Here is a 12,823-nt window from a genome sequence, read left to right as displayed (position 1 = left end):
CCGTCAGAAGTATAAGTATTGTCATATTCTGTTTTGTTTCTACCTTTCAAGTAATTAATAGTAAAGTTCTTGTTACCTATCTTCACTTGTGTTGATTGGTCTTTAATGCCATCTTTGTCAGCTGAAGTGTCGTCAGTTCTGGCGTTAATTCCGTCGGTTTTGTAATTACTGTGAGAAAAGCGAATAAAACCATCTTTACCACCACCAGATACTAATAAATTGTAAGTTTTAGAGCTGTGTGTACCATATTTAGTGCTTACTACACCATGCGCTCCATTTGCGCCTTTCTTAGTGGTGATAGAAATAACACCTCCAGATGAAGCTGAGCCGTATAGCACAGAACCTGAGTTTTTAATAATTTCCACTTTTTCAATATCGTTTAATGCAACACTTAGCAGCCCTGTTCCTACAGCACCATCAGTGCTAGAGATATCATTGACACTAACACCATCAACTAAAACTAATGTGTGTCTTGCTTCGTTACCGCGCATAAACAATGCAGGGATATTTCCAGTTGCATCAACCAAGCCGACGCTTGGCACGGTTGCTAAAAAGTCTAAAAAAGTACTAGCACCTGTGGCTTTAATATCGCCAGAGTCAAAACTTAGTGTTGATGCTATAGAGCCAATGACTGGAGCGTCTGTTCTATATTCAGTATTTAAATAAATAGGAATAGGGCCTAAGACTGCATTAGATGCTGTGGCGAAAGTTAGCGCTGAAACTGCAGCGGCTAAAGAAAGTTGTTTAATATTCATAATTGCTCCGTTAAATTATTAACGAGCGAGAGTAGATATTACACAGATATGTATTAATCTAACTCACCACCCATCGTAGTTGTTAATTTGTTGTTTAAATATGTATCGGACTTTACCGTTGCGAGGGCAGTGTTAGAATTTAACTAACTTCCAGTGATTTGAACTTTAAGCATATTATAAAGTGTATTTTGAATACAAGTCTAACAACCTTTATTTGTTGTATGTATAGGTGTGTTTCAAGCAAAAATTTGAACGATATTAACGTAAAATAAATTGAAATTTTTTCAGGAATATTACTAATGAGCGAAATCTATAATTTTAGTGCGGGCCCTGCTATGTTGCCAAAGCAAGTATTGCGTCAAATTCAAGCCGAGATGATTGAGTATGGCAATGCGAAGGCGTCAGTCATGGAGGTTTCACACCGTGGTGTTGATTTTATGGAAGTGGCACATAAAGCTGAACAAGATTTACGTGATCTCATGAATATTCCCAGTAATTACAAAGTCTTATTTCTACAGGGTGGCGCATCTGCTCAATTCTCTATGGTGCCAATCAATTTATTGCGTGGTAAATCTAGTGCAAATTATGCCAATACGGGCCATTGGTCAGTTAAGGCTATCGCAGAGGCGCAGCGGTATTGTAATGTTAATATTTGTACAGATAGTACAACAAATAGTTTCACTGATATTGAAGATTTTTCAAACTGGCAGATTGATGAATCTGCAGCATATCTTCACTACACACCGAATGAAACAATTGCCGGTCTAGAGTTTGATTTTATTCCTGATGTTGATATGCCAATTGTAGCTGATATGTCATCAACCATTTTGTCACGTGAAATTGACGTGTCAAAATTTGGTGTGATTTATGCAGGTGCCCAGAAAAATATTGGTCCTGCAGGTATCGCCATTGTAATTGTTCGTGAAGACTTAATTGGTGATGTAGTGCCAAAGCAGCCAATACTGTTTGACTATGCAACGCAAGCTAATAATGAATCAATGTTTAATACACCATCAACCTTTCCTTGGTATGCAGCAGGCCGCGTATTTGAATGGTTAAAAGATCAGGGTGGTATTGCTGAGATGGCTATTGTTAACGAACGTAAAGCTAATAAACTTTACCAAGCAATTGACAGTTCTGACTTTTACTCAAATCCTGTTAATCCACAGTATCGGTCATGGATGAATGTGCCATTTGTTTTAGCAGACAGTAAACTAGATAAGTTATTCCTAGAAAAGTCTTATAATGCTAACTTATTGGCGCTAAAAGGGCATAAGTCTGTGGGCGGTATGCGCGCCAGTATATACAATGCAATGCCTGAGAGTGGTGTGGATGCATTAATTGAATTTATGGCTGATTTTGAGAAGCAACATGGGTAAAAAAACACTAGCAGAATTACGAGTTGAAATTGATGCACTGGACAAAGAGGTCCAAGCATTAATTGGTAAGCGTGCTGACTTAGCTGGAGAGGTGGCGGAAGTTAAAAAGGCAGACGATGTTAATAGCGTCTTCTATAGACCTGAGCGTGAAGCACAAGTATTGCGCTCAATCATTGATCGCAACGAAAGCCAATTAAAAGATAAAGATATGGCGCATATTTTTCGAGAAATTATGTCGGCCTGTCTTGCTTTAGAGCAACCGCTAAATATTGCCTATTTAGGCCCTGAGGGAACATTTACCCAGGAAGCGGCTCTTAAGCATTTTGGCCATGCAGTTTCTACATTAGATTGTGCAAATATTGATGAAATCTTTCACCAAGTTGAGAAAGGCAATGCTCATTATGGCGTAGTGCCGATTGAGAACTCTTCTAATGGCGTTGTTGGCGGTACAGTTGATATGCTGTATTCACAAGATCTAAAGATTTGTGGCGAGGTTGAGATTTCAATTCAGCACCAATTAATGAGTGTCGATCAAGCGCAAGAGATTAAAACTATTTATGCACACCAGCAAGCACTTGATCAATGTCAACGTTGGCTGGCAAATCATTATCCAAATGCAGAATTAAAAGCAGTGGCTTCCAATGCTTTGGCAGCTCGCATTGTTAAAGATGAAGTAGGTGCAGCAGCAATTGCTTCAGAGGCCGCACTTAGTCTGTACGGACTTGAGAGAATAGCAAAAAATATTGAAGATAGAACAGGCAATACTACAAGATTTTTAATTTTAAGTAAAGAATCTGTTGAGTCATCTGGTGAAGATAAGACTTCCATTCTAGTAGTTACCAAACATAAATCTGGCGCACTGTATGAATTACTCGAGCCGTTTAAGGATCAAGATATTAATATGGTGCAACTCGCTCGCCATCCTATTCCTGGTGTTAAGTGGGAGTATCTATTCTTAATTGACATCGAAGGCCATCAAAATGATGAAAAAGTTAAAGAGGCTTTAGCAGAAGTGGCTAATCGTGTTCAAAAGGTTAGTGTTCTGGGTTCGTATCCAGTGGCGGTATTATGAGTATTTGTGACAGTATAAAATCCCTGACACCGTATCAGGGTGGTAAGCCTATTAGTGAATTGCAGCGCGAACTTGGTCTTAATCGTGTCGTTAAATTAGCTAGTAATGAAAACCCGTTAGGTCTTGGTCAGAAAACATTGGAAGCGATGCAGATCGCGGTTAACGAGGTTGATCGTTATCCTGATGGTAATGGTTTTGAACTTAAACAAGCGATTAGCAAACATCTTGATGTTTCAACAGATTCTATTACCCTAGGCAATGGCTCAAATGATATTTTAGAATTAATTGCCAGAGCCTATATTTGTAATAGTGACAATGAGGTGATATTTTCAGAATATGCATTTGTTGTTTATCCATTAGTAACTCAAGCACTTGGTGCTACAGCGGTGGTAACTAAATCTAAGGATTTTGGTCATGATTTAGAGGCTATGTTATTGGCTATTACAGATAACACCAAGTTGATCTTTATTGCCAACCCTAATAATCCAACGGGAACCTTGTTAGATGATGATGCTGTGCACGCATTTTTGTCACGGGTGCCAAATTCAATTACAGTGGTTTTAGATCAGGCATATTTTGAATACCTTGATTGTGACGATTTAGCAATTGGTTGGTTAAAAGAGTTTGATAATTTAATTATTACTCGTACTTTTTCCAAGGCTTATGGTTTAGCTGGATTAAGGGTTGGCTATTCAATTTCAAACAACAAAACTGCTGATTATATTAATCGTATTCGTCAGCCATTCAATGTTAATCATATTGCTCAAGTAGCTGCCGTCACTTCATTGCAAGATCAATCTCATTTGGTGCGTTCGGTCATCGCTAATAAAAATGGCTTAAAACAACTGGCAGATGGCTTTGATAGATTAGGTTTAAGTTATATTCCTTCTGCTGCTAATTTTATTGCTGTTAAGGTTGATGATGCACCAAAATCTTACCAGCAGTTGTTGGAACTTGGGTTTATTGTTCGCCCTGTGGAAATGAAAAACTACCTAAGAGTATCTATTGGCACCTCTAGAGAAATCTCGGATTTTCTTGAAGCTTTAAAAGCAGTATTATGATGGACAGGATTTGTATTATTGGCGTTGGTCTAATTGGTGGATCTTTTGCAGCAGGCCTAAAAAAATCCAATCAAGTCAAAACTATTGTTGGTTTTGGTAGAAATGAATCAAGCTTGATCAAGGCGCAAGAGCTAAATGTGATCGATGAGTACTCTTTGGATATTTCTCAAGCATTAAAACAGGTTGATTTGGTATTAATTGCAACACCAGTTAATAGTTTTGAAACCGTGCTAGAAATGATTAAGCCACATATTACTGAGCAGATGATTATTACTGATGTAGGTAGTACTAAGGGTAGTGTGGTTACAATTGCCAAGCAGGTATTTGGCCATATGCCAGAGAACTTTATTGCCGCACATCCGATTGCTGGCAAAGAGCAAAGCGGTGTTGAGGCTGCGGATGCCACTTTGTTTGCCAATAAACGCGTAATTATCACCCCTGAAAAGAATGCCAACACCGTGTCTGTTGATACCGTTAGTAGTTTATGGGCAAGTGTGGGCGCAAAAGTGGAGCTTATGAATACAGACAAACACGATGATCTGTTAGCCATGACTTCACATCTTCCGCATATGCTTGCATTTTCATTAATGGATTATTTAATAGCTAGCAATCCACAAGCATGTAATTATGCAGCTGGCGGATTTAAAGATTTCTCACGTATTGCTTCAAGTGATGCAGTTATGTGGCGTGATATATGTATTAATAATCCAGAGCAAATTGTAAAACACATAGAGGGCTATCAACAAAGTTTAGATAAGATAGCAAATTTAATTAAAAACAACCAGTCAGAAGCGTTAGAGCATTTATTTATCGATGCAAAATCTGCAAGAGACGCCTGGTTAAAAGACTAAATATTATGAGTAAGTTTATTGCAAGTCCTGCCAAAAAATTGTCAGGCAATCTAAAAGTACCTGGAGATAAGTCCATTTCTCATCGTTCAATCATGCTAGGTTCGTTGAGTCAAGGAGTCACCAAGGTTACGGGATTTTTAGAAGGTGAAGATGCCTTGTCTACTTTAAAAGCATTTCAAGCCATGGGTGTTGAAATTGAACGTGAAGGTGATTGCGTTACCATTCATGGTGTTGGTATTAATGGCTTAAAAAAACCCGAAAATCCGTTAGATTTAGGCAATTCAGGCACATCTATAAGATTAATGTCAGGCATTCTTGCAGCTCAAGAATTTGATTGTGAATTAATTGGCGATGTGTCATTATCAAAGCGCCCAATGGGTAGAGTTATTAATCCATTAACAGAAATGGGTGCTGTGATCGATAGCAATGATGGCAAGCCGCCTTTAAAAATTACTGGCGGTCAGAATTTAACAGGCATTAACTATGATCTTCCAGTAGCATCTGCTCAAGTGAAATCTTGTGTGCTGTTGGCTGGTTTATATGCACAAGGTGAGACTTGTGTAACTGAGCCAGCGCCAACTCGCGACCATACTGAGCGCATGTTAAAGGGTTTGGGTTATAAGGTTCGTGTTACAGATAATCAAATGTGTTTAACTGGTGGCGGTGAATTAACAGCAACTGAAATTCAAGTGCCAAGTGATATTTCATCAGCAGCATTCTTTATGGTTGCTGCAAGTATTGCACCGCAAGCAGATATCACTTTACTAGGTGTTAATATCAATCCAACTAGAACAGGTGTAATTAATATTTTGCAATTAATGGGTGCAGACTTGACTTTGTCAAATGAACGCGAGATCGGCGGTGAGTTATTAGCTGATATTCGTATTAAATCATCTAAGTTAACCGGTATTCATATTCCAGAAGAGTTTGTACCATTGGCTATTGATGAATTCCCTGCAGTGTTCATTGCTGCTAGTTGTGCTGAGGGTGAAACCGTTTTAACAGGTGCAAAAGAGTTACGTGTTAAAGAGTCGGACCGTATCCAAGTAATGGCTGATGGCTTAACCACTCTAGGTATTAAAAATACAGTATTAGAAGATGGTATTAAAATTCAGGGTGGAGAATTTCAACAGCCAACCGGAATCATTGAATCTCATCATGATCACCGTATTTCAATGTCATTTACAGTAGCGTCGTTGCGATGTGATTACCCAATTGAAATCAATGGTGTGGACAATGTGATGACCTCATTTCCAAATTTTGTAGAGTTAGCAAATGCTGCGGGAATGAGTGTTGCTGAAGTGTAAATAAAAAAAATAATTGCACAATAAAAAAAGGCGCTCAATGAGCGCCTTTTTTTATTGAATTACCAGCTTATTTGCTTAGTAACCACCTTTACGTCTTGTCTCTGGAAGGCCTGAAACTTTTCCAGCTTGCTTAGCAGGACCTTTAGGGAATAATTTGTATAATGATTTGGTATCTAATTTACCTTCCCAGTCAGACTTTAAGCCTTTAACCATGTTGCGCTCATTAGGCTGGTTAGCGTTATTATTGATGTACTCGTTACGTAGGAATTTAATTAGCTTGAAGCTATCATCAGTTAACTCAATACCTTCTTCCGCTGCAAGTTCACGAGCGATATCTTCATTCCATTCATTTAAGTCAACTAAATAACCGTGACCATCTCTTTCTAAATCTGCTAATGCCATTGTATTTCCTCCAATGTGAAAACTATAAAAAGAAGTTATTATATAATAACAAAGTTTTATTGAACCTTTTTTTTTAATGGATATTAAATTATGACACTTGAAAACGCATCACCGTTCTTTGCTTGGGATGTTTCATCGTATTTAGCCTTGTTTTTGATCACTGCTTTTGTGATTGTTAGCCTTGATCATTTATTGTTTAACAAATCTGGTGATAAAGCGCATTCAACGCCTGATAAAACGGGATTTACTAAGTTTGTTTATTTTGTTATGTTTTTGCGTTTTAATAAAAACGAGAAGTATTTGAATCGCCCAAAAATTGTTCAGTGGTCAGCTGAATTTTTCCCAGTATTGTTGTTGGTTTTCATGTTGCGTGGTTTTGTTGTTGAGCCTTTCAGAATTCCATCTAACTCAATGATGCCAACCTTATTAACTGGTGATTTTATTCTAGTTTCTAAATTTAATTATGGTGTGACAATTCCAGTAATTAACAAAAAATTGATTGAGTTTAATAAACCTGAAAGAGGTGATTCTATTGTTTTCAGATATCCTAATTATGAAAAAAATGCAAAATACCAGGGCGCTGATTTCATTAAGCGTGTTGTTGGCGTTCCGGGCGATAAGATTGTGTACCGTGAAGACCAGCTATACATTAATGATGCAAAAATTGCCTATGAAGATTATGCTGATTACCAAGGTGTCGAATCTGGCTCTGGCATGACAGGCTTTAAGCATAAACGTGAACTGTTAGATGTAAATCCTCACGATATTCTACTTGATCCCAATCAACATTCAAGAGGTGTGAAAGCAATCGTGCCAGAAGGGCATTATTTTGTTATGGGTGATAATCGTGCTCGTAGTAGTGACTCACGCTTCTGGGGTTTTGTTCCGGAAAAATACATTATCGGTAAGGCGTTTGGTATTTGGATGCACTATGATGATTCATTAAAGCTAGATCGCATTGGCGGCTTTAACTAGCCAATTAAACACTTTGTAATCGTTTAATAGAGACGATTACATTAATAATTTAGTTAATGTGCTTTAAGATATTATCAAGCTCTTCTGTAGACTTGTAATGAATAATAATCTTACCCTTATCGCCAGTTACTTTGATTTCAGTTTTGGTTTCTAATCGCTCTGTTAGAGAATTCATTAGTTCTGAAATATGTGGCTCAATAGAAGTTGTGATTTTTGGCTTAGGATTTAATACGCGCTTAACCAGTTCTTCTGTTTGACGTACTGACAACAATTTTGCAACCACTTGATTTGCAACTAATAGTTGATTGTCGTCATCCAAGGGTAGAAGTGCACGAGCGTGTCCCATTTCAATTTTGCCGTTGTTTAATAGCTCTTTTGCACCTTCTCCAAGTTGTAATAGTCGAATAAGATTGCTGACACTTGAACGAGAACGACCAACAACACTAGAGATTTCCTCATGAGTCATCTTAAAATCTTCTATTAATTTTAGCAAGGCCTTTGCTTCTTCAAGTGGTGTTAATGATTCGCGTTGAATATTTTCAATCAGTCCAATGGCAAGCGCAACTTGGTCATCAATCTCACGAATGATAACAGGCACTTCATCAAGTCCTGCAAGTTGTGAAGCATGCCAACGACGCTCACCTGCGATAATTTCATATTTATCGTACGTTACTTTACGAACTACCAGCGGCTGAATAACACCTTGAGATTTGATAGAGTCTGCTAACTCTTTGATTGTATCTGGATCTATATCATCTCTTGGTTGAAATTTACCGCGTTGTAGCGCATTTACACTTAACATTGTCATGCTATTTTCAGTGTTGCTAGTGGCGCTGTCGCTGTTTGTCCCGACTTGTCCTAATAAAATATCTAGTCCACGACCAAGTTTTGATGTTTTTGCCATAATAATTAATTAATTGATGTTTTTCTCAGCACTTCACTGGCTAAAGAGATATAGGAAATTGCGCCTTTTGATGATCTTGCATAGCTGATAGCATCTTGTCCAAAACTGGGTGCTTCTGCTAATTTTACATTTCTAGGCACAATAGTTTTAAACACTTTGTGTGAGAAATATTGTTGTAATTGTATAGAGACTTCATTTGAAAGATTGTTACGTGTATCGTACATGGTTCTAACCAAGCCAGTAATCTCAAGTTCAGGATTAGTGGTTGTTTTAATCTTTTCAATGGTTTGCATGAGTGCACTCAGACCTTCCAACGCATAATATTCACACTGCATTGGAATAATAATGCCATTTGCAGCAGTAAAAGCGTTAATAGTCAGCATATTCAGAGAAGGCGGACAGTCAATAATAACATAGTCGTATTGACTGGCAATGGAACGGATGGCATTTTTTAATTTGAATTCAGAATTTTGGCCACGTAGTAAAGCCACTTCGGCAGCAATTAAATCTGTATTTGCCCCTAAGACATCAATCCCTGATTCATCGACATGAGTAATAGCTTTATTGATACTGCATTCATCCAATAATAGCTCACAGATTGAATTCTCCAACATGTGTTTATCTACCCCACAACCCATAGTGGCGTTACCTTGAGGATCGATGTCAATCATTAGTACGCGTTTTTTAATTGCTTTTAATGCAGCGCTCAAATTAACAGCAGTAGTGGTTTTTCCCACGCCGCCTTTTTGATTTGCTATTGCTAGCGTAATTGCCATCAATTATTTACCTAAAACCGTTAAGGCTTTGAGTAGATTAGTTGCCTCATGTACAAAATAATCTTTTTTGAGTTTTTCAATAGCCTTTTTGTCTAATGACGCTTGGTTTTTTTCTTGAGCTTCAATAATTTCAGATTCAGACATGGTGCTTGGGTTCTCTTGCTCTAAATGCCCACTTAAATCATTTTCCTTGATGTTGATAACTGATTCTTCTTCTTCATTCTCAAGACTGATGTTTTTAAGTTCAATATCAGGCACAATCCCCTTTGCTTGGATCGACCGACCATTAGGTGTGTAATACCGAGCAGTGGTTACTTTTAAACCATAACCTTTATTCATTTCAACAATGGTTTGTACAGAGCCCTTGCCAAAAGAGGTGCTACCCATAACAACAGCTCTTTTATGATCTTGAAGGGCACCTGCTACAATCTCGGATGCAGAGGCAGAGCCTTCATTAATTAAAACAACCATTGGTGAATCTAGCAGAACATCGCCACGTTCAGTTTTAAATTTTAGATTCGAACTTGGAATTCTGCCTTTGGTATAAACCACCAAACCAGCTTTATCAATAAATAAGTTGGAAACATCTACAGCACCACTTAACACACCACCAGGATTGTTGCGTAAATCTAACACTAAAGATTCTAAATAACCTTTGTTTTCTTTAACTAATTTGGAAATGGTTTCTTTTACCAGGCCAGCAGTTGGGCCTTGAAAACTAGAGATGCGCACATACCCAATGTTCTCCTCTAATAAATAGCCTTTAACAGTAACAATGGTGATTATCTCACGGGTAATTTCCACTTTAAAAGGTTTTTGATTTTTTCGAGAAATTGTAATTTCAACTTTGGTGCCAGGCTCACCACGCATTAAGTCAACACCATCTTCAAGACTCATTCCGGGTACTGGCTTATTGCCAATTTTAACAATTAGATCGCCCGCTTGAATGCCAGCTTTATAAGCAGGGGTGTCGTCTATAGGAGAGATTACCTGAATACCATCATCTTTTTTACTAATAACAATACCAAGCCCACCAAACTTACCTGAAGCGCTCTCCATTAGATCTTCTTGTTCTTTAGGTTCTAAATAAACTGAATGAGGATCTAATCCGCTAACCATACCCTTGATGGCATTATCAAACAATTCTTTGTCATTAACATCGTCAACATATAGTTGTTTGATATCACTAAACACTACCGCTAAGTTGGTTACCAGATCTTCTAGACTGTGTTCTTCAGTGGTAGTTTTGGCGATTGTAGGTAATGAGGCGAAAAAAAACACCGTAAAAACAATTGAAAATAAAGAGAATTTTGAAAAATTAAAGAAAGTCATAATATAGTGATTTACTTATAAGAAGTTTAAATATAATAATGAAAAAAAACAAAAGATATCTTTTAAGATTTTACTTGTTTTTGATTTTATTAAATGGAGAAAAAATGAGAAGATTGAATGTAATACTAGTAGCTTTTTTATTATCTTTATCAGTGACTAGCTTTGCCCAAGAAGAGCTTGTAAATACTCAAAGTAATAATACTGTTTCAAATGCAAATGCAAATGCAAAGGTTGAAGAGGTTGAAGAGGTTGCAAATATAGTTAAGCAAAAAAAGGTTGCTGGCCCAGTTCAAACTATTCAGAGAGCTATTGTAAAGCTTAATCAACTAACAACAGTGGCTAACTATACGCCACAACTTGTTGGTACATTGGTAGAAACCGAAGTAGCCCCGTTGTTCGATTTTGATCATATTGCCAATGAAATCTTGTTAGTAAGTAGTCTTCAGCTTGGCGCTGAAGAAAAGGCCTTTTTTACCAATAAAATTAAACACAGTATTGTAAGTTCTCTTTTGTCAAAATTAAGCCAAACTCGCTCAACTTCATTTCAATTTATATCTGCTAGACCTATTATAGGTGGTGCTATCGCATTAAAACTTAAAGTGAATGGTTACTATTCGTATGGCATGTTTTTAGATTTAATCTTCCATAAAGCTGCTGATAAACAGTGGAAAATCGCAGATGTTGTTTTAAATAATGACAGCTTGATCAATTATTATCAAAAAATGGTGTTAATTAAACTAAGAAGATATGGTGTATACGGTATGCTAGGCAAACTTTAATTCTTCATTAAACATAGAACAAGAAAAAAATTATGAGTGAAATGACTTTATTAGAAAAAGAAGAAGATATTGAAAAGGCAACAAAAGCTTTAAAAGCAATGGCTCATCCATTGCGCCTAAAAATCTTATGTGCACTTAAGGATGATGAATTGCCAGTTTTAGAGATTGTTAAGCAAGTAGGATCTTCACAATCAAATATTTCTCAACATATCGATATTCTTAGAACAAAAGATATTGTTGAGTCAAGACGTGATGGCAATAAGATCTTGTGTAAGGTGAAGGATGTAAAGATTCTTAAATTAGTTGAAAACATGCAAGCTGTTTTTTGCACAACTGATGGCGCTTAACTAAGAGTATTAACACCTCTTTAGTTCAATTTCGCGCTCGTAGCTCAGCTGGATAGAGTGTTGGCCTCCGAAGCCAAATGTCGGGTGTTCGAATCACCTCGAGCGCACCATATCCTATAAGACTTTCCCGGTCTTTTATTAATCATTAAATGAACGCATATCTAATTCTTGTTCTCGCAATTACTTTTGAGGTGATAGGAACAATGATGTTGCCGTTATCACAAAATTTTACAAAGGCAGTGCCAACAATAATTCTTATGTTGTCATACATTGTTTCATTTTATTTCTTAGCGATTGTTTCTCAAAAACTCCCTTTGCCAATTGTCTATTCTTCTTGGGCAGGTTTGGGTGTATTTTCAATAGCAGTTCTAAGCTATATATATTATAAGCAGCCTTTAAACTGGCAAACCATTACAGGATTGTTTTTAATAGTAATTGGCGTAGTCTTGGTAAATGTTTATAAAGCAAATTAACAAGTCACCACTTAGATTATTTAAAAGTTAAGTTTTATATTATTGATTTATCACGTTACAATAGTGCTGATTGTTTTTAATTGATTAAACACTGCCCAATTGACTTTATCATGAACAAGTTTATACCAATGGTTAAGAATGTAAAAATTTCTATTTTAATAGGGGTGATGGTATTAGGCACCTCCTATCAGACCTTAGCTGAAAGCTTTACTACATACTACCCAACGGGAGAGATTGAGCAAGTTAGAGAATACAAAGATGGTAAGCGTGTTACAACAACCGATTACGACAAAACTGGAAGAGTTAAAATTCTTTTGGAATATGTGAATAGTAGGCAATCAAAAATTACGCTTTATTATGCATCTGGAACTGTCAAAGGGGTGGGTGAGGTGACTAATGGAAAAGTTTCA

Annotated in this window: 15 protein-coding genes, 1 tRNA gene and 1 riboswitch; of the genes, 11 read left to right on the top strand and 5 right to left on the bottom strand. The window is 37.0% G+C overall.

The window, feature by feature from the left end:
• A partial coding sequence (locus P8M52_RS00985; RefSeq protein ID WP_300306025.1) for a TonB-dependent receptor plug domain-containing protein occupies positions 1-755 on the bottom strand: 755 nt, incomplete at its 3' end.
• A gap of 47 nt (positions 756-802) precedes the next feature.
• A riboswitch (adenosylcobalamin-variant (AdoCbl-variant) riboswitch) is annotated at positions 803-921 on the bottom strand.
• 133 nt (positions 922-1,054) lie between these two features.
• On the opposite strand from P8M52_RS00985, the gene serC reads away from it, so the two are divergent.
• From serC to aroA, 5 genes are read left to right on the top strand one after another with little or no spacing between them, the layout of a single operon-like run.
• Complete coding sequence (serC, locus tag P8M52_RS00980) at positions 1,055-2,134, top strand: 3-phosphoserine/phosphohydroxythreonine transaminase (RefSeq protein ID WP_300306022.1); 1,080 nt, start codon at positions 1,055-1,057, stop codon at positions 2,132-2,134.
• Positions 2,127-3,206 (top strand): prephenate dehydratase, encoded by a 1,080-nt coding sequence (pheA, locus tag P8M52_RS00975; RefSeq protein ID WP_300306019.1) that lies wholly within the window; start codon positions 2,127-2,129, stop codon positions 3,204-3,206. Before serC ends, pheA begins: the two co-directional genes overlap by 8 nt.
• Positions 3,203-4,267: a histidinol-phosphate transaminase gene (hisC, locus tag P8M52_RS00970; RefSeq protein ID WP_300306016.1), complete on the top strand. Its 1,065-nt coding sequence runs from the start codon at positions 3,203-3,205 to the stop codon at positions 4,265-4,267. Before pheA ends, hisC begins: the two co-directional genes overlap by 4 nt.
• Positions 4,264-5,118, top strand: coding sequence for a prephenate dehydrogenase/arogenate dehydrogenase family protein (locus P8M52_RS00965; protein WP_300306013.1), 855 nt, complete (start codon positions 4,264-4,266; stop codon positions 5,116-5,118). The genes hisC and P8M52_RS00965 overlap by 4 nt, the downstream gene beginning before the upstream one ends.
• A 5-nt stretch (positions 5,119-5,123) precedes the next feature.
• Positions 5,124-6,425 carry a 3-phosphoshikimate 1-carboxyvinyltransferase gene (gene aroA / locus P8M52_RS00960; protein WP_300306010.1) on the top strand — a complete coding sequence of 434 codons (1,302 nt, stop codon included), beginning with the start codon at positions 5,124-5,126 and terminating at the stop codon, positions 6,423-6,425.
• A gap of 75 nt (positions 6,426-6,500) precedes the next feature.
• On the opposite strand, the gene P8M52_RS00955 is transcribed toward aroA, so the two are convergent.
• A complete protein-coding gene (locus P8M52_RS00955) occupies positions 6,501-6,827 on the bottom strand; it encodes a TusE/DsrC/DsvC family sulfur relay protein (protein WP_300306007.1) in 327 nt (108 codons plus the stop codon).
• Positions 6,828-6,917: 90 nt separating this feature from the next.
• Between P8M52_RS00955 and lepB the strand changes: the two genes are divergently transcribed.
• Complete coding sequence (lepB, locus tag P8M52_RS00950; protein WP_300306004.1) at positions 6,918-7,802, top strand: signal peptidase I; 885 nt, start codon at positions 6,918-6,920, stop codon at positions 7,800-7,802.
• Positions 7,803-7,851: 49 nt separating this feature from the next.
• On the opposite strand, the gene P8M52_RS00945 is transcribed toward lepB, so the two are convergent.
• Genes P8M52_RS00945 through P8M52_RS00935 form a run of 3 tightly spaced genes read right to left on the bottom strand, consistent with a single transcriptional unit; the run spans position 7,852 to position 10,814 of the window.
• Positions 7,852-8,706, bottom strand: coding sequence for a ParB/RepB/Spo0J family partition protein (locus P8M52_RS00945; protein ID WP_300306001.1), 855 nt, complete (start codon positions 8,704-8,706; stop codon positions 7,852-7,854).
• A gap of 5 nt (positions 8,707-8,711) precedes the next feature.
• The gene (locus P8M52_RS00940; RefSeq protein WP_300305998.1) at positions 8,712-9,482 is read right to left on the bottom strand and encodes an AAA family ATPase; all 771 of its coding nucleotides are present in this window, start codon (positions 9,480-9,482) and stop codon (positions 8,712-8,714) included.
• A gap of 3 nt (positions 9,483-9,485) precedes the next feature.
• A complete protein-coding gene (locus tag P8M52_RS00935) occupies positions 9,486-10,814 on the bottom strand; it encodes a S41 family peptidase (RefSeq protein ID WP_300305995.1) in 1,329 nt (442 codons plus the stop codon).
• Positions 10,815-10,852: 38 nt separating this feature from the next.
• On the opposite strand from P8M52_RS00935, the gene P8M52_RS00930 reads away from it, so the two are divergent.
• The 5 genes from P8M52_RS00930 to P8M52_RS00910 all read left to right on the top strand — a co-directional run.
• Positions 10,853-11,593, top strand: a complete 741-nt coding sequence (locus P8M52_RS00930) for an ABC transporter substrate-binding protein (protein WP_300305992.1) — start codon at positions 10,853-10,855, stop codon at positions 11,591-11,593.
• 32 nt (positions 11,594-11,625) lie between these two features.
• Positions 11,626-11,940: a metalloregulator ArsR/SmtB family transcription factor gene (locus tag P8M52_RS00925; protein WP_300305989.1), complete on the top strand. Its 315-nt coding sequence runs from the start codon at positions 11,626-11,628 to the stop codon at positions 11,938-11,940.
• Between the two features lie 33 nt (positions 11,941-11,973).
• Positions 11,974-12,050, top strand: a tRNA-Arg gene (locus P8M52_RS00920).
• Positions 12,051-12,089: 39 nt separating this feature from the next.
• Positions 12,090-12,413: a multidrug efflux SMR transporter gene (locus P8M52_RS00915; protein ID WP_300305986.1), complete on the top strand. Its 324-nt coding sequence runs from the start codon at positions 12,090-12,092 to the stop codon at positions 12,411-12,413.
• 110 nt (positions 12,414-12,523) lie between these two features.
• The coding region (locus P8M52_RS00910) for a hypothetical protein (RefSeq protein ID WP_300305983.1) at positions 12,524-12,823 on the top strand (300 nt) is incomplete at its 3' end.

Origin of the sequence: Candidatus Thioglobus sp. (assembly GCF_029243085.1) — a bacterium.
In the GTDB taxonomy this organism is placed as follows: domain Bacteria; phylum Pseudomonadota; class Gammaproteobacteria; order PS1; family Pseudothioglobaceae; genus Thioglobus_A.
Note: the sequence above shows the minus strand (reverse complement) of the source record. Positions and strands in the feature narration are given on the sequence as shown.

Coding starts and splice junctions, on each gene's coding strand:
- P8M52_RS00945 (WP_300306001.1), bottom strand. CDS start 8,706: ATGGCAAAAACATCAAAACTTGGTCGTGGACTAGATATTTTATTAGGA.
- lepB (WP_300306004.1), top strand. CDS start 6,918: ATGACACTTGAAAACGCATCACCGTTCTTTGCTTGGGATGTTTCATCG.
- aroA (WP_300306010.1), top strand. CDS start 5,124: ATGAGTAAGTTTATTGCAAGTCCTGCCAAAAAATTGTCAGGCAATCTA.
- P8M52_RS00935 (WP_300305995.1), bottom strand. CDS start 10,814: ATGACTTTCTTTAATTTTTCAAAATTCTCTTTATTTTCAATTGTTTTT.
- P8M52_RS00930 (WP_300305992.1), top strand. CDS start 10,853: ATGAAAAAAAACAAAAGATATCTTTTAAGATTTTACTTGTTTTTGATT.
- P8M52_RS00955 (WP_300306007.1), bottom strand. CDS start 6,827: ATGGCATTAGCAGATTTAGAAAGAGATGGTCACGGTTATTTAGTTGAC.
- P8M52_RS00940 (WP_300305998.1), bottom strand. CDS start 9,482: ATGGCAATTACGCTAGCAATAGCAAATCAAAAAGGCGGCGTGGGAAAA.
- P8M52_RS00925 (WP_300305989.1), top strand. CDS start 11,626: ATGAGTGAAATGACTTTATTAGAAAAAGAAGAAGATATTGAAAAGGCA.
- P8M52_RS00965 (WP_300306013.1), top strand. CDS start 4,264: ATGATGGACAGGATTTGTATTATTGGCGTTGGTCTAATTGGTGGATCT.
- hisC (WP_300306016.1), top strand. CDS start 3,203: ATGAGTATTTGTGACAGTATAAAATCCCTGACACCGTATCAGGGTGGT.
- P8M52_RS00915 (WP_300305986.1), top strand. CDS start 12,090: ATGAACGCATATCTAATTCTTGTTCTCGCAATTACTTTTGAGGTGATA.
- pheA (WP_300306019.1), top strand. CDS start 2,127: ATGGGTAAAAAAACACTAGCAGAATTACGAGTTGAAATTGATGCACTG.
- serC (WP_300306022.1), top strand. CDS start 1,055: ATGAGCGAAATCTATAATTTTAGTGCGGGCCCTGCTATGTTGCCAAAG.